Origin of the sequence: Cellulomonas wangsupingiae (assembly GCF_024508275.1) — a bacterium.
Taxonomy (GTDB): Bacteria; Actinomycetota; Actinomycetes; order Actinomycetales; family Cellulomonadaceae; genus Cellulomonas; species Cellulomonas wangsupingiae.
The window spans coordinates 1,764,215-1,783,490 of the sequence record NZ_CP101989.1 but is presented as its reverse complement, the minus strand read 5'-3'; the positions used below and the strand labels follow the sequence as shown (position 1 = coordinate 1,783,490).

21 protein-coding genes and 1 pseudogene are annotated in these 19,276 nt (G+C 74.2%); 6 read left to right on the top strand and 16 right to left on the bottom strand.

Annotated features, from left to right (window positions below):
* Positions 1–31: 31 nt before the first annotated feature.
* The 4 genes from NP075_RS08285 to NP075_RS08270 are packed head-to-tail and all read left to right on the top strand — an operon-like array spanning position 32 to position 2,309.
* Positions 32–409: a DUF1844 domain-containing protein gene (locus NP075_RS08285; RefSeq protein WP_227564959.1), complete on the top strand. Its 378-nt coding sequence runs from the start codon at positions 32–34 to the stop codon at positions 407–409.
* A gap of 45 nt (positions 410–454) precedes the next feature.
* Entirely contained in the window at positions 455–1,120 is a 666-nt protein-coding gene (locus tag NP075_RS08280; RefSeq protein ID WP_227564960.1) for a hypothetical protein, read from the top strand.
* Positions 1,117–1,851, top strand: coding sequence for a S1C family serine protease (locus NP075_RS08275; RefSeq protein ID WP_227564961.1), 735 nt, complete (start codon positions 1,117–1,119; stop codon positions 1,849–1,851). The genes NP075_RS08280 and NP075_RS08275 overlap by 4 nt, the downstream gene beginning before the upstream one ends.
* 35 nt (positions 1,852–1,886) lie before the next feature.
* Positions 1,887–2,309: a hypothetical protein gene (locus tag NP075_RS08270; RefSeq protein ID WP_227564962.1), complete on the top strand. Its 423-nt coding sequence runs from the start codon at positions 1,887–1,889 to the stop codon at positions 2,307–2,309.
* A 2-nt stretch (positions 2,310–2,311) separates the two neighbouring features.
* Here NP075_RS08270 and NP075_RS08265 read toward each other — a convergent pair whose 3' ends face one another.
* The 6 genes from NP075_RS08265 to NP075_RS08240 all read right to left on the bottom strand — a co-directional run bounded on the left by NP075_RS08265 (position 2,312) and on the right by NP075_RS08240 (position 6,769).
* Positions 2,312–3,040, bottom strand: a complete 729-nt coding sequence (locus tag NP075_RS08265; protein ID WP_227564963.1) for an SseB family protein — start codon at positions 3,038–3,040, stop codon at positions 2,312–2,314.
* A complete protein-coding gene (gene priA / locus NP075_RS08260; protein ID WP_227564964.1) occupies positions 3,037–3,789 on the bottom strand; it encodes a bifunctional 1-(5-phosphoribosyl)-5-((5-phosphoribosylamino)methylideneamino)imidazole-4-carboxamide isomerase/phosphoribosylanthranilate isomerase PriA in 753 nt (250 codons plus the stop codon). Before priA ends, NP075_RS08265 begins: the two co-directional genes overlap by 4 nt.
* A gap of 57 nt (positions 3,790–3,846) precedes the next feature.
* The gene (gene hisH / locus NP075_RS08255; protein ID WP_227564965.1) at positions 3,847–4,494 is read right to left on the bottom strand and encodes an imidazole glycerol phosphate synthase subunit HisH; all 648 of its coding nucleotides are present in this window, start codon (positions 4,492–4,494) and stop codon (positions 3,847–3,849) included.
* A 72-nt stretch (positions 4,495–4,566) separates the two neighbouring features.
* Positions 4,567–5,043: a hypothetical protein gene (locus NP075_RS08250; RefSeq protein WP_227564966.1), complete on the bottom strand. Its 477-nt coding sequence runs from the start codon at positions 5,041–5,043 to the stop codon at positions 4,567–4,569.
* Entirely contained in the window at positions 5,040–5,651 is a 612-nt protein-coding gene (gene hisB / locus NP075_RS08245) for an imidazoleglycerol-phosphate dehydratase HisB (protein WP_227564967.1), read from the bottom strand. Before hisB ends, NP075_RS08250 begins: the two co-directional genes overlap by 4 nt.
* Positions 5,648–6,769 carry a histidinol-phosphate transaminase gene (locus tag NP075_RS08240; RefSeq protein ID WP_227564968.1) on the bottom strand — a complete coding sequence of 374 codons (1,122 nt, stop codon included), beginning with the start codon at positions 6,767–6,769 and terminating at the stop codon, positions 5,648–5,650. Before NP075_RS08240 ends, hisB begins: the two co-directional genes overlap by 4 nt.
* Positions 6,770–6,858: 89 nt before the next feature.
* On the opposite strand from NP075_RS08240, the gene NP075_RS08235 reads away from it, so the two are divergent.
* A complete protein-coding gene (locus NP075_RS08235) occupies positions 6,859–9,018 on the top strand; it encodes a RecQ family ATP-dependent DNA helicase (RefSeq protein ID WP_227564969.1) in 2,160 nt (719 codons plus the stop codon).
* Between the two features lie 15 nt (positions 9,019–9,033).
* On the opposite strand, the gene hisD is transcribed toward NP075_RS08235, so the two are convergent.
* The 3 genes and pseudogenes from hisD to NP075_RS08220 all read right to left on the bottom strand — a co-directional run bounded on the left by hisD (position 9,034) and on the right by NP075_RS08220 (position 11,282).
* Entirely contained in the window at positions 9,034–10,356 is a 1,323-nt protein-coding gene (gene hisD / locus NP075_RS08230) for a histidinol dehydrogenase (RefSeq protein WP_227565053.1), read from the bottom strand.
* 144 nt (positions 10,357–10,500) lie between these two features.
* Positions 10,501–10,917 (bottom strand): annotated as a pseudogene (locus NP075_RS08225) (SRPBCC family protein); the annotation flags it as partial.
* Positions 10,914–11,282 (bottom strand): ArsR/SmtB family transcription factor, encoded by a 369-nt coding sequence (locus NP075_RS08220; protein WP_227564970.1) that lies wholly within the window; start codon positions 11,280–11,282, stop codon positions 10,914–10,916. The gene NP075_RS08220 and the pseudogene NP075_RS08225, both read right to left, overlap by 4 nt.
* 74 nt (positions 11,283–11,356) lie before the next feature.
* On the opposite strand from NP075_RS08220, the gene NP075_RS08215 reads away from it, so the two are divergent.
* The gene (locus NP075_RS08215) at positions 11,357–11,569 is read left to right on the top strand and encodes an RNA-binding S4 domain-containing protein (RefSeq protein ID WP_284439921.1); all 213 of its coding nucleotides are present in this window, start codon (positions 11,357–11,359) and stop codon (positions 11,567–11,569) included.
* A gap of 29 nt (positions 11,570–11,598) precedes the next feature.
* Here the strand turns inward: NP075_RS08215 and dnaE are convergent, their stop codons facing one another.
* The 7 genes from dnaE to NP075_RS08180 all read right to left on the bottom strand — a co-directional run bounded on the left by dnaE (position 11,599) and on the right by NP075_RS08180 (position 19,202).
* Positions 11,599–15,165 carry a DNA polymerase III subunit alpha gene (gene dnaE, locus NP075_RS08210; protein WP_227564972.1) on the bottom strand — a complete coding sequence of 1,189 codons (3,567 nt, stop codon included), beginning with the start codon at positions 15,163–15,165 and terminating at the stop codon, positions 11,599–11,601.
* A 29-nt stretch (positions 15,166–15,194) separates the two neighbouring features.
* Positions 15,195–16,130, bottom strand: coding sequence for an RluA family pseudouridine synthase (locus NP075_RS08205; RefSeq protein ID WP_227564973.1), 936 nt, complete (start codon positions 16,128–16,130; stop codon positions 15,195–15,197).
* Positions 16,127–16,849 carry a signal peptidase II gene (gene lspA, locus NP075_RS08200; protein ID WP_227564974.1) on the bottom strand — a complete coding sequence of 241 codons (723 nt, stop codon included), beginning with the start codon at positions 16,847–16,849 and terminating at the stop codon, positions 16,127–16,129. The genes NP075_RS08205 and lspA overlap by 4 nt, the downstream gene beginning before the upstream one ends.
* A gap of 20 nt (positions 16,850–16,869) precedes the next feature.
* On the bottom strand, positions 16,870–17,322 hold the full coding sequence (locus tag NP075_RS08195; protein ID WP_227564975.1) for a TraR/DksA family transcriptional regulator: 453 nt from the start codon (positions 17,320–17,322) through the stop codon (positions 16,870–16,872).
* Between the two features lie 256 nt (positions 17,323–17,578).
* Positions 17,579–18,265, bottom strand: a complete 687-nt coding sequence (locus tag NP075_RS08190) for a DivIVA domain-containing protein (RefSeq protein ID WP_227564976.1) — start codon at positions 18,263–18,265, stop codon at positions 17,579–17,581.
* A 169-nt stretch (positions 18,266–18,434) separates the two neighbouring features.
* Complete coding sequence (locus tag NP075_RS08185) at positions 18,435–18,719, bottom strand: YggT family protein (protein WP_227564977.1); 285 nt, start codon at positions 18,717–18,719, stop codon at positions 18,435–18,437.
* Positions 18,720–18,722: 3 nt separating this feature from the next.
* Positions 18,723–19,202, bottom strand: coding sequence for a cell division protein SepF (locus NP075_RS08180; RefSeq protein ID WP_227565054.1), 480 nt, complete (start codon positions 19,200–19,202; stop codon positions 18,723–18,725).
* Between the last annotated feature and the right edge of the window lie 74 nt (positions 19,203–19,276).

Below are 19,276 nucleotides of genomic sequence, written 5' to 3'. Positions count from 1 at the left end.
CGACGCCACGCGTCGGTGAGAGGATCGGCCCATGAGCCACGCCCCCGCCGACGAACCCACCACGGACCCCGCGACGCAGGCCGTGCGCGACCTGGCCGACGTGGCCGCCGTGGAGGTCATCACCGCGGCGGCGGTGCACCTCATGAGCGCCGCGGCGGTCAAGTGCGGCCTCGCGGAGGACGACGCCGACGGCCCCGGCGCCCGGCACCGGGACCTCGACGAGGCACGCAAGCTGATCACCGCGCTGGCGGCCCTCGTCACCGCGGCCGCCCCGGACATCGGCAACCAGCACGCACGCTCGCTGCGCGACGGCCTGCGGTCGCTGCAGCTGGCGTTCCGTGAGGCGTCGCCGTTCCCCGACGCCCCGGGCGAGGGGCCGGGCGAGAAGTTCACCGGCCCCGTCAGCTGACACCCGGACCGCGGGACGAGGACCGCACCGCCCTATCCTGGGCCGATGACCGGACCGAGCGGCCACGCCCCCGAGCCCGGGCGACACCACCCCGTCCCGGCCGTGTCGTCCCCGACGGCACCGCTGCCGCCGGGCTGGGCCGGTCCCCCCGTGACCGGACCCGACGAGAGTGCGCCCACCGCCGGCACGGGCCCACCGCGGACCGCGCGCCGCACGACGGCCGTCCTGACGGTCCTGCTGGTCGCGGTGCTCGTCGCGTCCGGACTGCTCGGGTGGCGGCTGTGGACGACCACGCAGGCGTGGGAGGAGTCGGCGGCCGCGTGGGAGCGCCTCGCACGGACGCACGGCGAGCAGCTGGCCCAGGTGCAGGCCGAGCTCGAGGCGACCACCGGTGAGCTCGAGGCCACGCGTGCGCAGCTGGCGACCGCGCAGACGCGGATCACCGAGCTCGCCGACGAGAAGGCCCAGCTCGGCGACACGACGGCCGCGCAGCAGCAGCTCGCGGACTACCAGCAGCGCGTCTCCGAGGCGGCGGGCCAGGTCGCGACCGCCCTCGTGAGCTGCGTCGACGGGCAGGAACGTCTCATCGGGTACCTGCAGGACGCGACCGCGTACGACGCCGCCGACATCGAGCGGTTCCGCAGCGACGTCGAGCGGGTGTGCGGCGCCGCCACGGACGCGAACGCCGCGCTGCAGGACGAGCTGTCGTGAGGCGCGCGCTGCCGGCCCCGGCGGTCGGTGTCGTGACGTCGGCGCTCCTGGCCGGCTGTGCCTACCTGCCCGCCCCGCCCGACCCCGTGCCCACGAGCGTCGTGCCGACGACGGTGCCCGCGCCGGGGGCGGAGGCGGACGGCTCGCAGCTGTCGCCGGACGGCTTCGACGCGGCGCAGCGCATGGCCGTGCGCATCCGCAACATCGGGTGCGGCGCCCTGTCGACCGGCTCGGGCTTCGCGCTCGACGCGCACACCCTGGTCACCAACCGGCACGTCGTGGCGGACTCGGCCGAGCTGCAGCTGAGCACCTACGACGGTCGGGACGTGGCGGCCGAGGCGGCCAGCACCGCCGGGCTGGCGGACCTCGCCGTGGTACGGACCGTCGACGCGCTCCCCGCGGCGCCCGTGCTGGCCGAGGCGGACCCGCAGGTCGGGGACCCGGTCACGGTGGTCGGCTACCCCCTGGGCCGGCGGCTGACCGTGACCGACGGGCGCGTCGTCGCCGCCGTCACCGACCCCCTCCACACGAACCTCGGCGAGGTGCTCGTGACCGACGCCCCGGTGGAGCCGGGCAGCTCGGGCTCGGCCGCCCTGGACGCCGACGGGCGCGTCATCGGGGTCGTGTACGCGAAGAACGCGGAGAACATGAGCTTCTTGGTGCCCGTGAGCACGTTGCGCGCCATGCTGGAGGACGACACCGCGTTCGCACCGGCGCCGACCTGCGGCTGACGGCCGGGCGCGTCACCACCACGAGGGGACACGACATGGCAGAGCGCAGCTTCGACCCCGCAGGGCTGACCCGGGCAGCCGAGGACACGTTCACCGTCCGCCGGGTCTTCGGTGAGGCGTACGAGCGCGACGGATGCCTCGTGGTGCCGGTCGCGCGCGTGACCGGGATGACCGGCTCGGGTGCGGGCAGCGGGGGCGGCGACGTCTCCCCGGGCGAGCACGAGGGCGGTGCGGAGCCCGGCTCGCGCACGGCGTGGCACGCGGCCCACGGCACGGGCGACGGCGGTGGCGGCGGGTTCGCGGCGCACGTCAAGCCGATCGGCGTGTTCGTGGTCGACGGTTCCGGGGCGCACTGGCAGCCCACGCTCGACGTCAACCGGGTGATCCTCGGCGGCCAGCTCGCGGTGGCCGTCGTCGCCAGCGCGTGGGCCCTGGCCTGGGCCGTCCGCCGGCGCTGAGCTCAGGCCGCGCGCAGCCGCAGCTCGAGGGAGTCCACGCGCGCGGTCACCACAGGGTCCTGGGCGAGTGCCGCGTTGACCTGACCGAGCACGCGGTCGAGGGCCGCACGGTCGAGACCGGGGGGCAGCCCGAGCTCGACGGCGACCTCGGCACGCGTCCCGGGGACCGCGTCGGCGCGCACGACCAGGCGCACGTCGGCCACCGCCGCGCGCACGGCGGCGCGCACGTCGTCGGCGACGCGACCGTCGTGCACCGCAGGCTCCCACGCCAGCCCTTGCGCGAGCGCGTAGACGGCGGTGCGCGGCAACGCCACGGTCACCGGGCCGGCCGCGTCCAGCACGAGCACCTCCCAGCCCTCGGCGACCGCCGACAGGGCCGCACGCGGCACCGCGGTCGGCACGGGCCGGGCGTCGTCGCGCCACCGCGCCATCGCCTCGACGCCCGTGAACACGGGCAGGGCCGTGCGGCCGTCCGGCGCGCGCAGGGCGACGACTCCGGCGGACGCCTCCTTGTCCACGGTGTGCGCGTGCCCGTCGTGCTCCACCACGTCCGCGACCTCGAGCTCGGCGAGCACCGGCACCAGGACGCGCGTGGGTGCGAGAGCGGCGACGACGTCCGCGAGCGAGCCGTCGCCGACCGCGTAGCGGGCGAGCGTGTCGGCCAGGACCGGGTCGGCCGACCCGTCGTCGCCCGCGAACGGCGACGACGGCGGCAGCTCGCGGCCGCTCACGGGCGCCCGGCGACGTCCAGGGCCTGCGGCAGCGTGAACGCCCCCGCGTACAGCGCCTTGCCGACGATCGCGCCCTCGACGCCGACGGGCACGAGCGTGCGCAGCGCACGGACGTCCTCGAGGCTCGAGATGCCGCCGGAGGCGACCACCGGCGCGGACGTGCGGGCGCAGACCTCGCGCAGCAGCTCGAGGTTGGGCCCGCGCAGCGTGCCGTCCTTGGTGACGTCGGTGACGACGTAGCGCGAGCAGCCGGCGTCGTCGAGACGCGCGAGGACCTCCCAGAGGTCGCCGCCCTCCTGGGTCCACCCACGGGCCGCGAGCGTCGTGCCGCGCACGTCGAGGCCGACGGCGATCTGCTCCCCGTGCGACGCGATGACGCGCGCCGTCCACTCCGGGTCCTCCAGCGCGGCGGTGCCGAGGTTGACGCGGGCGGCGCCCGTCGCGAGGGCCCGCTCGAGCGACTCGTCGTCCCGGATGCCCCCGGAGAGCTCGACCTTGACGCCCTTGCCGGCCAGGTCGGCGGCGACCTTGCCGAGCAGCAGGGCGTTCGTCCCGCGCCCGAACGCGGCGTCGAGGTCCACGAGGTGGATCCACTCGGCGCCGCCGGCGTACCAGTCGAGCGCCGCGGCGAGCGGGTCCCCGTACGCGGTCTCGGAGCCCGCCTCGCCCTGGACGAGCCGGACGGCCTGACCGTGGGCGACGTCGACGGCGGGCAGCAGCTCGAGCCTGGGCTCACGCGTGGGAGTCATGGGTCCTCTCCGGATGTGTGCAGCACCGGCCCCGGACGGGGCGGCGCCGTGCGGTGCTCAGCGCAGCGAGCCGACCCACTGGGACAGCAGCTGCGCGCCGGCGTCGCCGGACTTCTCGGGGTGGAACTGGGTGGCCGCCAGCGGGCCGTTCTCGACCGCGGCGACGAAGCGGCCCCCGTGGTCCGCCCAGGTCACGAGCGGCGCGGGCAGCGGGTGCTCCCCCGCCGCCGGCGCGTCGCTCAGCGGGAAGGTCCGCGCGGCGTAGGAGTGCACGAAGTAGAAGCGCTCACCCGCCAGGCCGTCGAGCAGGACCGATCCCTGCGGCGGCTCGACCTCCGCCCAGCCCATGTGGGGCACGACGTCGGCTTCGAGCCGGTCGACGACGCCGGGCCACTGCCCGAGACCGTCGGTCCGCACCCCGTGCTCGACCCCCTCGGCGAACATCACCTGCATACCGACGCAGATGCCCAGCACGGGACGCCCGCCCGCCAGGCGGCGGTCGACGATCTGGGCGCCGCCCACGGCCCGCAGGCCGGCCATGCAGGCGGCGAACGCGCCGACACCGGGGACCACCAGTCCGTCGGCGTCGAGGGCCGCCTGCTTGTCAGCGGTCAGCTCGACGTCGGCACCGACCCGGGCGAGCGCACGCACCGCGGAGCGCACGTTGCCGAAGCCGTAGTCGAGGACGACAACACGAGGAGACACGCCGGACAGGGTACCCGCGGGACCTGGACGGTCCGCCCCGCGTCCGGCGGACGGACCGCCGCCCCCGACGGCTCAGCGGCGGTGGGCCGCCAGCATGCGCATGGCCTTCCAGCGCGACAGCCCGACCGACGACACCACGCCCTCCACCTCGCCGACGGGCAGCTCCCCGAGCAGCAGGTCCTCGAGCACGGGAGGCGCCCCCGAGAGCACCAGGCCGGCGGGCAGGTCCTTCTGGTGCTCGCCGCCCACCCACTGCGACGCCGTGATCTTGCCGTCACGGCGCTCGAGCAGCACGACCGGCGCCTGGCGCAGCAGGCGCGAGACCGCGCCTGCGGCCGGCAGGCCGGCCGCCGGGTCGCGGAGCACCGCCAGCGCCCCGACCGGCGACGGGACGGCGTCCACGTCGACACCGGCGAGCGAGCACGCCGCTGCGAGCGCGTCGGCGACGGCCACCTGCGTGACGACGACGGCGACCGTCGGCGACTGCGCCGCGGTCAGGCCGGAGAGGTCGTCCGGGACCTGGACGTCGCCGAGGTCGTCCCCGCTCACAGCGCGCCCTTCGTCGAGGGGATGCCGTCGACGCGCGGGTCGAGAGCGACCGCCGCGCGCAGCGCGCGGGCGAGCGCCTTGAACTGCGCCTCCACGATGTGGTGCGGGTCGCGCCCCGCGAGCACGCGGACGTGCACGGTGAACGCGGCGTGGTGCGCGATCGACTCCAGCACGTGCGAGGTCAGCGACCCCGTGAAGTGGCCGCCGATGAGGTGGTACTCCTGCCCGGCCGGCTCGCCGGTGTGCACGAGGTACGGGCGACCCGAGACGTCGACCACCGCCTGGGCGAGCGCCTCGTCGAGCGGCACCGTCGCGTCGCCGTAGCGGGAGATCCCGCGCTTGTCGCCCAGCGCCTCGCGCAGCGCCTGGCCCAGCACGATCGCGGTGTCCTCGACCGTGTGGTGCGCGTCGATGTGGGTGTCGCCCTTCGCCTGCACCGTGAGGTCGATCAGCGAGTGCTTGCCGAGGGCCGTGAGCATGTGGTCGTAGAACGGCACGCCCGTGTCGATCTGCGTGCGTCCGGTGCCGTCGAGGTCGAGCTCGACCAGCACGCTGGACTCGCTCGTGCTGCGCTCGATGCGCGCCGTGCGTCGGCGTGCCTCAGTCATCGTCCCGCCACCTCCACCAGGGCGTCCTTGAACGCCGCCGTCTCCCCCGGGGTGCCGACCGACACCCGGAGCCATCCCTCGGGGCCCGTGACACGCACGAGCACACCGCGGTCGAGCAGACCCTGCCAGACCGTCTCGCGGTCGTCGAACCTGCCGAACAGCACGAAGTTCGCGTCCGAGTCGGCGGCCTCGAAGCCGTGCTCGCGCAGCCACACGACGAGCGCGTCGCGCTCGGCGCGCAGCGACCCGACCTGCGCCATCAGCTCCGGGGCGTGGCGCAGCGCGGCGCGGGCGACGGCCTGGGTCACGGCCGACAGGTGGTACGGCAGCCGCACCACGCGCAGCGCGTCCACGAGCTCGCGCGAGGCCGACAGGTACCCGACGCGGGCGCCGGCCAGGCCGAAGGCCTTGGACATGGTGCGGCTCACGGCCAGGTGGGGAGCGGCGTCGAGGAGCTCGAGCGCCGACGGCGTCCCCGTGCGGCGGAACTCGCCGTACGCCTCGTCGACCACCACGACGCACCCGCCGGGCACGCGCGCGGCGGCGTCGAGGACCGCCCGCACGGTGTCCGCGGGCAGGGCGGTGCCGGTCGGGTTGTTGGGGCTGGCCAGCAGGACGACGCTGGGCGCGTGCTGCGCGATCGTCGCGCGCGCGTGCTCGGGGTCCAGCGTGAAGTCCTCGGCACGACGGCCGGTGACCCACGCGGTCGACGTGCCGCGCGCGTACTCGGGGTACATCGAGTAGGTGGGCGCGAACGACAGCGCCGTGCGGCCGGGGCCGCCGAACGCCTGCATCACGTGCAGCATGATCTCGTTCGAGCCGTTCGCGGCCCACATCTGCTCGGGCGCGCGGTGCACGCCGGACTCGACCTCGAGGTACGCGGCGAGGTCGGCACGCAGGGCGGCGAAGTCGCGGTCCGGGTACCGGTTGAGCCCTCGCGTGGCGTCGGCGACGGCCGCCGCCACGTCGGCGACGACCTGCTCGGACGGCGGGTACGGGTTCTCGTTGACGTTGAGCAGCACCGGGACGTCCAGCTGCGGGGCACCGTAGGGCTCGATGCCGACGAGCTCGGGGCGCAGCGGCAGCGTGCCGGGCGACAGGTCGGGGGCGGCGGTCACGTCCCGAGTCTAGGTTCCGCGACGCACCGGCCGGCCGCCACCGGGCGCCCGGCGCACCCGTGTCGGCCGCCCGACGTACGCTGCCGGACATGCCTCCGCACACCGCAGCAGCCCCGTCCGCCGTCGACCGGGCGGCGTTGCGCGCGCAGGCGGAGGAGGTGCTGCGCGCGCTCGTCGGCCGTGACGACGCCCGCCTGCACGACGACCAGTGGCAGGCCGTCGAGGCCCTGGTCGCGGACCGTCGGCGGGTCCTCGTCGTCCAGCGCACGGGCTGGGGCAAGTCGGCCGTGTACTTCGTCGCGACCGCGCTGCTGCGGCGGGGCGCCGCGGGGCCGCCGCGCGGCGCGACGATCATCGTCTCGCCGCTGCTCGCCCTCATGCGCAACCAGGTGGACGCCGCGCGGCGCGCCGGCATCGCCGCGGAGACCCTCAACTCGGCCAACCAGCAGGACTGGCAGGACGTGCACGCCCGCATCGCCGCGGGTGAGGTGGACGTCCTGCTGGTGTCGCCCGAGCGCCTCAACAACCCGGGGTTCCGGGACGAGGTGCTGCCGCGGCTCGCCGCCGACGCGGGGCTCGTCGTGATCGACGAGGCGCACTGCGTCTCCGACTGGGGCCACGACTTCCGGCCCGACTACCGGCGGATCGGCACGCTCCTGGCCGACCTGCCGGCGGGCGTCCCGGTGCTGGCGACCACCGCCACCGCCAACGCGCGCGTGACGGCGGACGTGGCGGAGCAGCTCGCCGTGACGGACGCGGGCGCCGCGCCGGGCGACGGCACGCTCGTGCTGCGCGGCACGCTCGACCGCCCCAGCCTGCGACTGCAGGTCACGGCGTTGCCGGACGTCGCGACGCGGCTGGCCTGGCTCGCCGCGACGCTCCCCACGCTCCAGGGCTCGGGCATCGTGTACTGCCTGACGATCGCCGCCGTGGACCAGGTGACCGAGCACCTGCGCGCCGCGGGGCTCGACGTGCGGGCGTACACCGGCCAGACCGACCCGACCGAGCGCGAGCAGGCCGAGGCGGACCTGCTCGCCAACCGCGTCAAGGCGCTGGTCGCCACGTCCGCGCTGGGCATGGGGTACGACAAGCCGGACCTCGGGTTCGTCGTGCACGTGGGCGCGCCGTCGTCGCCGATCGCGTACTACCAGCAGGTGGGGCGCGCCGGGCGTGCGACGGCACGCGCCGACGTCGTCCTGCTCCCGGGGCACGACGACCAGGCCATCTGGGAGTGGTTCGCCTCCACCGCGTTCCCCCCGGAGGACCAGGTGCGCGCGACCCTGGCCGCCCTGGACTCCCAGGGCACCCTGTCGACCGCCGCGCTCGAGACGTTCGTCAGCCTGCGCCGCAGCCGCCTCGAGGGGATGCTCAAGGTGCTCGACGTGGACGGCGCCGTGCGGCGCGTGCGCGGCGGGTGGGAGTCGACGGGCCGGCCGTGGACCTACGACGGCGAGCGGTACGCCCGCGTCACGGCCGCACGACGGGCCGAGCAGCAGACCATGCTGGACTACCAGGCCACCGACGGCTGCCGCATGGCGTTCCTGCGCGCCGCGCTCGACGACCCGGACCTGCCGGACGGGTGGCGCTGCGGCCGGTGCGACCGGTGCACGGGCACGAGCGTCGGCGCGGTGCCGGACGCCACGGCGGTCGACCACGCCCGCGAGCTGCTGGCCGTCCCGGGCGAGCCGGTGACCGCGCGCCGGCAGTGGCCGAGCGGGCTCGGGTCCCTCGGGCTCGACCTCAAGGGCCGCATCGCGGCCGACGAGCAGGTCGCCGAGGGACGCGCCGTCGGCCGGCTCGACGCCCTGGGCTGGGGCGGACCGCTGCGCGAGGCCCTGCGCGAGCAGGTGCCCGGCGAGCTGCCCGTGAACCTGCGGCCGCCCGTGCGGACGGTGCTCGAGGCGTGGCAGCCGCAGGTCGACCTGGTCGTGGCGATCGCGTCCGAGAGCCGTGCCGCCCTCGTCGAGCACCTGGCCGCGGGCACCGCACGACTGCTCGGTGTGCCGGTGCTGGGCGCGTTGCTGCCGACGGGCACGCCGTCGCGGCACGACGTGAACTCGGCGCAGCGCCTCGCCGACGTGCTGCGCCACCTCGAGCTGCCGCCCGACGTCGAGGCCGGCGTCGCGGGGCGACGGGTCCTGCTCGTCGACGACCGCACGGACACCGGCTGGACGCTCACGGTCGCCGGGCGCCTGCTGCGACGCGCGGGCGCCACCGAGGTGCTGCCCTTCGTCCTCGGCGTCGGCTGAGCCGGTCGGCCGCGCTCAGAACCGGGCGCGGACGGCCTCGCCGTGCGCCGGCAGACCCTCGGCGTCGGCCAGCGCCACCACCCGGTCCGCGACGGCCGCGAGCGCGTCGGCGTCGTACTCGACGACCTGCACGGCCCGCAGGAACGAGTGCACGCCCAGGCCGCTCGCGAAGTGCGCGCACCCCCCGGTGGGCAGGACGTGGTTCGACCCCGCCATGTAGTCGCCCAGCGACACCGGCGACCAGGGCCCGACGAAGATCGCACCGGCGCTCGTGACGCGGTCCGCCCACGCGGCGGCGTCCACCGTCTGGATCTCCAGGTGCTCGGCGCCGTACGCGTTGACCACGTCCAGGCCCGCCTCGAGGTCGTCCACCAGGACGATCGCGGACTGCGAGCCACGCAGCGCGGCGGCCACGCGGTCGCGGTTGGCGGTGCTCTCCGCGCGGTCGGCGAGCTTGGCCTCCACGGCACCGGCGAGCTCGACCGACGGCGTGACGAGCACGGCCGCCGCGAGCGGGTCGTGCTCCGCCTGCGAGATGAGGTCGGCCGCGACGTGCACGGGGTCCGCCGTCGCGTCCGCGAGGATCGCGATCTCGGTCGGCCCCGCCTCGGCGTCGATGCCGACGATCCCGCGCACCAGGCGCTTGGCGGCCGCCACGTAGACGTTGCCGGGCCCGGTGATGACGTCGACCGGCTCGCACAGCGTCTCGCCGTCCACGTCGTCGCTGCCGTCCGCGCCGTACGCGAGCATGGCGATGCCCTGCGCGCCGCCGGCGGCGTACACCTCGTCGACGCCCAGCAGGGCGCACGTGGCCAGCACGACCGGGTCGGGCAGCCCATCGTGGTTCTTCTGCGGCGGGGACACGACGGCGAGCGACGCGACACCCGCCTCCTGCGCGGCGACGACGTTCATGACGACCGACGACGGGTACACCGCCAGGCCGCCGGGCACGTACAGGCCCACGCGCCGGACGGGGAGCCACCGCTGGCGGACCTGGGCACCCGGGCCGAGGTCGACGGTGAGGTCCGCCGGGCGCTGCGCCGCGTGGACCTGACGGACCCGGCGGATCGTCTCCTCGAGCGCGGCCCGCACCTGCGGGTCGAGCGCGTCCGTGGCCCGCGCGAGCACGTCCGCCGGCACCCGCAGGTGCACGGGACGCACGCCGTCGAACCGCTCCGCGAGCTCGCGCAGCGCGTCCGCCCCCCGCGTGCGCACCGCCTCCAGGATCGGGGCGACGGTGGCCGCCGCGTGCTCGACGTCGAGCTCAGCCCGGGGCAGCTCGGCGAGCAGGTCACGGCGGGACAGGCGGCGACCGCGCAGGTCGGTGCGGGAGATCACGACGTCGAGTCTAGGACGCCCGCGCGGCGGGCCGGGCGGGCCGTCCGGGACGCGGTCAGCCCGCGGCGGCGTAGCGCGCCGCGCGGTCCGCGTACAGCTCGTCCCAGGACCGCACCGGACGCGCGCGACGTCGTCGTCGAGGCGGTCGAGCATCACGTGCCACCCACCCCCGTAGCCGCGTGCCGAGGACGTGTCGAGCCCCGTGTGCACGAGGGTCAGCACGGCGCCGCCGGGGTCGTCCGCGACGGTCACGCGCAGGTGCGACTGCTCCTCGCCGGGGAAGCGCCAGGTGAGCTCCAGGGCGTGCGGCGGGTCGCAGACGAGCACCTCGCCGTGCGCGACGTCGTCGGCGTCGGGCCTGTCCTCCCCCATCCGCAGCTCGTAGGTGCCGCCCGCCTGCAGGTCACCGTGGAGGGAGCCCAACCAGCGACGCGCGCGCTCGGGCTCGGTGACCGCCCGCCACAGGTCGTCCGGCGTCGTTGCGTAGACCCGGCGGAACGTGACCTCGGCCGCGTCCTCGCGGATCGTCACCGTGCCGTCGTGCGGTGCGGGCGTGCTCATGCGTCCTCCTGGTGGTCCGCGGACGGCGCGGCGTCCTGTGGTGGTGGTCCGCCGGCGGCCCGGCGGCCGCGGGCGACCTCGGTCCCGAGCGCGTCGAGGCGCGGCGACCAGGTGCGCACGACGGACGTCGCCCAGCGCCCGACCTCGTCGAGGGCGTCCGGCTGCACGGCGTACAGGCGGACGCTGCCGCTCGGCCGTGACACGACGAGCCCGGCCTCGCGCAGCACCCGCAGGTGCCGCGACACGGCGGGCTGGCTGATGCCGAACTCCGCCCCGGCGGCCGCGGCCAGCTCTCCCGCCGGGCGCTCGCCCGCACCGATGAGCTCGACCAGACGGCGCCGCACGGGTTCGCCCAGGGCGTCCATCGGGTGCACACCACCATGTTTGCACCTCTGGTTATATAACTCAACCATTAAGCAGCACCTGCGAGACTGTGACCGTGAGCCACGACGACGAGCCCATCCGCCTCGGCCAGTTCCTCAAGCTCGGCGGCATCGCCGAGACCGGCGGTCACGCCCGCGCGCTGCTCGACGACGGCGCCGTCACCGTCAACGGCGAGCCCGAGACGCGCCGGGGCCGCCAGCTGCGACCCGGCGACGTCGTCGAGGTCGACCTGCCCGGCGGCGTGCAGCGGGCGACCGTCGAGGGCTGAGCCGGCAGCACCCCGCCCGGCGCGGCGGGCTAGGACGCGAGGCAGCTCGGGCCGAGCAGCGCCTTGAGGTCCCCGAACAGCGACGGCGAGCGCTCGACGCGCAGCCCGTCGTCGAGCCGCATGACCAGCGCCCGTCCCGGGCTGGTGAGACGCAGGTGGACCTCCGTCACGCCCGGGTGCGTCGAGAGCACCTCGCGCAGCCGCTCGACGACGGGCGGCGTGCAGCGCCCTTCGGAGAGCGAGACGACGACCGGGGAGTCCGCGGCCTGCGAGGTGTCGGGGATCGACACCTCCATCGCCTGCAGCTGCATCGTGTCGTCACGTCGCCGCACGCGTCCCCGCACGACGAGCACCGCGTCCTCGGCCAGCACCGTGGAGTAGGCGAGGTAGGTCTCGCCGAAGAACATGATCTCGACGGACCCCTCCATGTCCTCCAGCGTCACGGCCGCCCACGGGTTGCCCTGCTTGGACATCTTGCGCTGCAGGCTCGTCACGAGCCCGGCGACGACGACGGTCGAGCCGTCCGGACGTGCCTCGTCCGCGTTCAGCGTCGCGATCGAGACGTCCGCCTGCGCCGAGAGCACGTGCTCGAGGCCCGACAGCGGGTGGTCGGACACGTACAGGCCGAGCATCTCGCGCTCGAACGCGAGGCGCTGCTTCTTGTCCCAGTCGGGCAGGTCGGGGATGGTCACCGCGATGCCCGTACCCGTCTCGTCGTCGCCGCCCAGGTCCGCGAACAGGTCGAACTGACCGGTCGCCTCCTTGCGCTTGACGTCGATGACCGCGTCGACCGCCTGCTCGTGCACCAGCAGCAGCGCCCGACGGGCGTGCCCGAGGGAGTCGAAGGCGCCGGCCTTGATGAGCGACTCGATCGTCCGCTTGTTGCAGACCACGGCCGGCACCTTGTCGAGGAAGTCGGTGAACGACGTGAAGGCGCCCTTCTCCTCGCGCGCCGCCACGATCGCGTCGACGACGTTCGCACCGACGTTGCGCACGGCCGTCAGGCCGAAGCGGATGTCGACGCCCACGGCCGTGAAGTTCGCCGACGACGAGTTGACGTCCGGCGGGAGCACCGTGATGCCCATGTGGCGGCACTCGCCGAGGTACAGCGCCGACTTGTCCTTGTCGTCGCGCACGCTCGTGAGCAGCGCGGCCATGTACTCGGTCGGGAAGTTCGCCTTGAGGTACGCGGTCCAGTACGACACGACGCCGTACGCCGCGGAGTGCGCCTTGTTGAAGGCGTAGCCGGCGAACGGCACGAGCACGTCCCACACGGCCTGGATCGCCGCGTCGGAGTAGCCCCGCTCGCGCATGCCTGCCTGGAAGGGGATGAACTCCTTGTCGAGGACCTCCTTCTTCTTCTTGCCCATCGCGCGGCGCAGCAGGTCGGCCTGTCCGAGCGAGTACCCGGCGAGCACCTGCGCCGCCTTCTGCACCTGCTCCTGGTAGACGATCAGGCCGTGCGTGACGCCGACGACCTCCTCGAGCGGCTCCACCAGCTCGGGGTGGATCGGCTCGATCTCCTGCAGGCCGTTCTTGCGCAACGCGTAGTTGACGTGCGAGTTCATGCCCATCGGGCCGGGGCGGTACAGCGCGATGACGGCCGAGATGTCCTCGAAGTTGTCCGGACGCATCTGGCGCAGCAGCGAGCGCATCGGCCCGCCGTCGAGCTGGAAGACGCCGAGCGTGTCGCCGCGGCCCAGGAGCTCGTACGTCGGCGGGTCGTCGAGCGGGACCGTCTCGATCTCGATCGCGGGCTTGCCGTTCATCACGATGTTCTCGAGCGCGTCGTCGAGGATCGTGAGGTTGCGCAGGCCCAGGAAGTCCATCTTGATCAGGCCGAGGGCCTCGGACGCCGGCTGGTCGAACTGCGTGATGATCGCGCCGTCCTGCGGGCGCTTCATGATCGGGATGATGTCGAGCAGCGGCTCGCTGGACATGATGACACCGGCGGCGTGCACGCCCCACTGCCGCTTGAGGTTCTCCAGGCCGCGGGCCGTCTCCAGGACGCGCTGCGCCTCGGGGTCGGCGGCGACGACCTGCCGGAACTCGTCGGCCTCGGCGTAGCGCGGGTGCTCGGGGTCGTACATGCCCGACAGCGGGATGTCCTTGCCCATGACGGCCGGCGGCATCGCCTTGGTGAGCTTGTCGCCCATCGCGAACGGGAAGCCGAGCACGCGCGACGCGTCCTTGAGCGCCTGCTTGGCCTTGATCGTGCCGTAGGTGACGATCTGGCAGACCCGGTCGTCGCCGTACTTCTCGGTGACGTAGCGGATGACCTCACCGCGCCGGCGCTCGTCGAAGTCGACGTCGACGTCGGGCCAGGACACGCGCTCGGGGTTGAGGAACCGCTCGAAGATGAGCCCGTGCTCGAGCGGGTCGAGCTCGGTGATGCCCATGGCGTACGACGCCATGGAACCGGCCGCCGAGCCACGTCCCGGTCCGACGCGGATCCCCTGCGCCTTGGCCCAGTTGATGAAGTCGGCGACGACGAGGAAGTAGCCGGAGAACCCGAGCTGGGTGATGACGCCCGTCTCGTACTCGGCCTGCTTGCGCACCGCGTCGGGCACCGAGCCGTGGTAGCGCCGCTGCAGGCCGCGCTCGACCTCCTTGATGAACCACGACTCCTCGTTCTCCCCCGCCGGGACGGGGAAGCGCGGCATGTAGTTCGCCCCGGTGTTGAACTTGACCTCGCACTGCTCGGCGATCAGCACCGTGTTGTCGCACGCCTCGGGCAGCTCGGCCCAGGTGCGGCGCATCTCGGCCGCGGACTTCACGTAGTAGCCGGACCCGCTGAACGCGAACCGGCTGCCGCCCTGGTCGCTCGTCGGCTCGTCGAGCGTCGAGCCGGACTGCACCGCCAGCAGCACCTCGTGCGCGTGGGCGTCCTCCTCACGCGTGTAGTGCAGGTCGTTCGTCGCCACGAGCGGGGCGCCGATGCCCTCGGCGACGCGCAGCAGGTCCTTGATCACCCGGCGCTCGATGTCGAGGCCGTGGTCCATGACCTCGATGTAGAAGCTCTCCTTGCCGAAGATGTCCTGCAGCTCGCCCGCCGCGCGCAGCGCCTCGTCGTAGTGCCCGAGCCGCAGGCGCGTCTGGATCTCGCCCGACGGGCACCCGCTGGTCGCGATCAGACCGTCGGAGTACCGCGACATCAGCTCGCGGTCCATGCGCGGCCACTTGCCCATCTGGCCCTCGAGGGACGCCAACGAGCCCATCCGGAACAGGTTGTGCATGCCCTCGGTGGTGCGGCTCAGCAGCGTCAGGTGCGTGTACGCCCCGCGGGCCGAGACGTCGTCGGCCGCCTGGTGCGCCTCACCCCAGCGCACCCGGTTCTGGTCGAACCGGCTGGTGCCCGGTGTGACGTACGCCTCGACGCCGATGATGGGCTTGATGCCCCGGTCCGTGGCCTTCTGCCAGAACTCGAAGGCCCCGAACAGGTAGCCGTGGTCGGTGATGGCCATGGCCGTCTGGCCGAGCCGGCCCGCCTCGTCGAGCATCTCGCCGATGCGCGCCGCGCCGTCGAGCATCGAGTACTCGCTGTGCACGTGGAGGTGAACGAACGATCCGTCTTCGGTTCCACCAGCAACAGCCATGCGGGCGATCCTACGTGCCGCCACTGACGCTACGAGTACGCGCCCCGGAGCGTCTCGAGACCCGCGACGAGGTCCTCGGGATACTCGCTCGTCGCCTCGAACCACTGCCCCGTGCCGGGGTGCTCGAAGCCCAGGCGCATCGCGTGCAGCCACTGCCGGGTGAGCCCGACACGCGCCGCGAGCGCCGGGTCGGCACCGTAGGTGAGGTCCCCGACGAGGCTGTGGTGCAGCGCGGCGAAGTGCACCCGGATCTGGTGCGTGCGGCCCGTCTCCAGGTGCACCTCGACGAGCGAGGCGCCCGGGAGCATCTCCAGCACCTCGTAGTGTGTCACCGACGGCTTGCCCCCCGCCACCACCGCGAACTTCCAGTCCGAGGACGGGTGGCGGCCGATCGGGGCGTCGATCGTGCCGGTCGTCGGGGACGGGTGCCCCTGGACGAGCGCGTGGTAGACCTTCTCGACCGTGCGCTCCTTGAACGCTCGCTTGAGCACCGTGTAGGCGTGCTCGCTCTTCGCGACCACCATGAGGCCGGAGGTGCCGGCGTCGAGGCGGTGGACGATGCCCTGCCGCTCCGCCGAGCCGGACGTCGAGATCCGGTACCCCGCGGCGGCGAGCGCCCCGACGACCGTCGGCCCCGCCCACCCCGGGGAGGGGTGCGCGGCGACGCCGACCGGCTTGTCGACCACCACGAGGTCGTCGTCGTCGTGCACGATCCGCATGCCGGGCACCGGCTCCGGGACGACCGGGACCTCGTGCGCCGCCGGTGGCGCGAGGTCGACCTCCAGGTAGGCGCCGGCGACCAGGCGGTCGGACTTGCCGACGACGCGTCCGTCCACGCGGACGGCCCCCTCGCCGGCCAGCTCGGCCGCGCGCGTGCGGGACAGGCCCAGGAGCCGCGCCAGCGCGGCGTCGACCCGCTCGCCGGCCAGCCCGTCCGGCACCGGCAGCGCGCGGGTGCCGCTCACGCGTCACCGTCCCGGGCGTCGGCCGCCACCGACGGCGTGCCCTGGCCGGGTGAGCGCCCGTCCGGTGCGGGCCCGTCCGGCGCGTACCCGTCAGGTGCGCGCTCCTCCGGTGCGTGCTCCTCCGGTGCACCGTCACGCGTGCCGTCGACGTGGATGCCCCGTGCCGTCAACCAGACGACGAGACCCGCGGCGACGACGATCGCGATGTCCGCGACGTTGCCGACGAACAGGTCGCCGTACGCCAGGAAGTCGATCACGTGGCCCCGGAACGGCCCGGGCTCCCGGACCATCCTGTCCACGAGGTTGCCCACCGCGCCGCCGAGCAGCAGCCCCAGCGCGACGGCCCATCCCCACGACCCGATGCGACGCGAGACCCGCACGATGACCACCACGACGACCACGGCGACGAGGGTGAGCACCCACGTCAGGCCGGTCGCGATGGACAGGGCCGCACCGGGGTTGCGGACGAGCTGCAGACCGAACAGGTCGCCCAGCAGCTCCGTCCGCACCCGCGGCTCCAGCGTGGCGACCGCCCACACCTTCGTGAGCTGGTCGAGGGCGAGCACGCTCAGCGTGATCGCGACGAGCGCCCGCAGCAGCCGACGGCGCCTCTCCGGCTCGACGACCACGCCGCCGGTGACGTCCCCGTCCCCTTCCGCGGGTGCGGCAGGGCGCGGGCCGTCGTCGGGCAGGGCGTGGTCGTCGTCCGTCGTGGGCACCGCAGGAGTCTACGGGCGGCTCAGCGGCGCTCCTCCCGCTGCTTGCAGGTCACGCACAGCATCGCGCGCGGGAACGCCTGCAGGCGCGCCTTGCCGATGGCCTGCCCGCACGACTCGCAGACGCCGAACGTGCCGGCCGCCAGGCGGTCGAGCGCGTGGGACGTCTGCTCGAGCAGGTCGCGCGTGTTGTTGACGAGCGTGAGCTCGTGCTCACGCTCGAGCGCGGACGAGCCGGAGTCGGCCTGGTCGTCCCCGGCACCGTCGCCGGAGTTGCGCAGCAGGTCGGACAGCTCCGCACCGGCCGCGAGCAGCTCAGCGGTGAGCCTCTCGCGGTCCGCCGTCAGGTCGACCGTCACCTCGTCGACCTCCGCCCGCGTCCACGGCTCCTCGCCGTCGCGCACGGGCAGGAGCCCGACCAGCGCCCCCCGCCACTCCTCGGACCCCACCGTCAGTGTGCTCAGTGCATGGTTCATGGTCACGGACGTTCCCCCCGTCTCGAGTGCCGCGACTTTATGCGCGTCTGCCCTGGTGCACAACAGGACAGGCCGGGCGCGCCGCGTCGGGATCCTCGGGGGTCGACGGGGGGCCGGGGGCCGCGGACGGCGGGGGTGCTGCCCGACCGCTCCCGGGCGTGCGACCAGGTCAGGCGCCAGGCGTAGCCCGCGCCGTCCTGCCTGGGCACCACGACGCCGCCGGAGGCAGGCACTCACCTCCGGCGGCGGACGTCGCTCAGATGCTCTGGTTCTCCGCCACCGGCTGCCCCTGCCCGGACCGGGGAGGCAGCGCGTTGCCGCGGTTCTCCAGGTCGCCCAGCAGGTTCTCCAGGTAGCTCTTGAGCCGCGTGCGGTAGTCGCGCTCGAAGACGCGCAGCTCGTCGATCTTGCGCTCGAGGAGCGAACGCTCCTGCTCGAGCTGACCGAGCGTGCGCTGCGACGTCTCCTCGGCCTCGCGCACGATGCGGTTCGCGCGGCTCTTGGCCTCGTTGATGAGCCGGTCGGACTCCTCCTGGCCGCTGCGCACGTAGTCGTCGTGCAGCTTCTGGGCCAGGGCGAGCATGCCGGTCGCGGACTCGGGCTCGTTGCCCCGCGCCGGCGCGGGGGCGGACACCACGGGCGGCTGCGCGAGCGCCGGGACGGGCGCCGGCTGGACCGGGGCAGGGGCCGGGGTGGGCTCGGGCGTCGGCTCGGGCTTCGGGGCGGGTGCGGCCTGCTGGGCACCGGCCCGGCTGAGCTCGGCGATCCGCCGCTCGGCAGCTGCCAGCTTCGTCTTCAGGTCGTCGTTCTCGCCCTGGACGTCCCGCAGCGTGTTGACGACCTCGTCCAGGAAGTCGTCGACCTCGTCCTGGTCGTAGCCTTCCCGGAACTTCGTCGCCTGGAACTTCTTGTTCAGGACGTCGTCTGCGGTGAGCAGTGCCATCGTCGTCACCTCTGTCGGTCGTACTGGCTCTGGCCGGCGGCAGTCAGTCCACCGACCGCCTCGGGCCACGGTAGCGGAGAATCCGGGCGGCGCACGCCTCCCGTCACTCCCGTGCAGCGCGCTGCGCCCGGCGTGTCGTCGCCCGCGCCGCGGCGTGTCGCGGAGTCGTTCACCCCCGCCCGAGGACGGACAGGAGCAGTGAGCAGATCAGCGCGAGGACCAGGAAAGCGAGGTCCAGGCGCACCGACCCGAGCGTGAGCGGGGGCAGGACCCTGCGCAGCAGGCGCAGCGGCGGGTCGGTCACGGAGTACGTGACCTCCGCCACCACGAGGGCGACCCCCGTCGGGCGCCAGTCCCGTGCGAAGAACTGGACCCAGTCCAGCACGAGGCGCACGAGCAGCAGCAGGAAGAACGCCAGGACGACCAGGTAGAGCAGGCTACGGATCAGGTCCACAGGTCAGCTCTGGTTGTAGAAGCCGGCGCGTGCCGCCGGCTCGGGCGTGCTGGTGGCGTCACCGGCGAGCTCGACGTGCGCGGGCGAGAGCAGGAAGACCTTGCTCGTCACGCGCTCGATCGCGCCGTGCAGGCCGAAGATGAGCCCGGCTGAGAAGTCCACGAGCCGCTTCGCGTCCGCGTCGTCCATGTCGGTGAGGTTCATGATCACCGGCGTGCCCTCGCGGAACGCCTCGCCGATCTTGCGCGCGTCGTTGTACGAGCGCGGGTGGATCGTCGTGATGCGGCGCAGGTCGCCCGCCTCGCGCGGGGCGGGCGCGGCCTGCATCCGCGGCGCGCGGTGCAGCGGGGTGACCTGGGCCTCGTAGGTGTCCTCCGGCACGGCGACCTCCGCCTCCTCGTACTCGTCGAGGTACTCCTCGTGGTCGGACCGGTCGTCCGCCAGGCCGAGGTACAGCATGGTCTTGCGCAGCGCTCCGGCCATCGCGTCGTCTCCCATCCGCCGGGCCTCCCCGACTCCTGCGCCCGCTACGACCGCACCTCGCCGTGGTCGGCCGG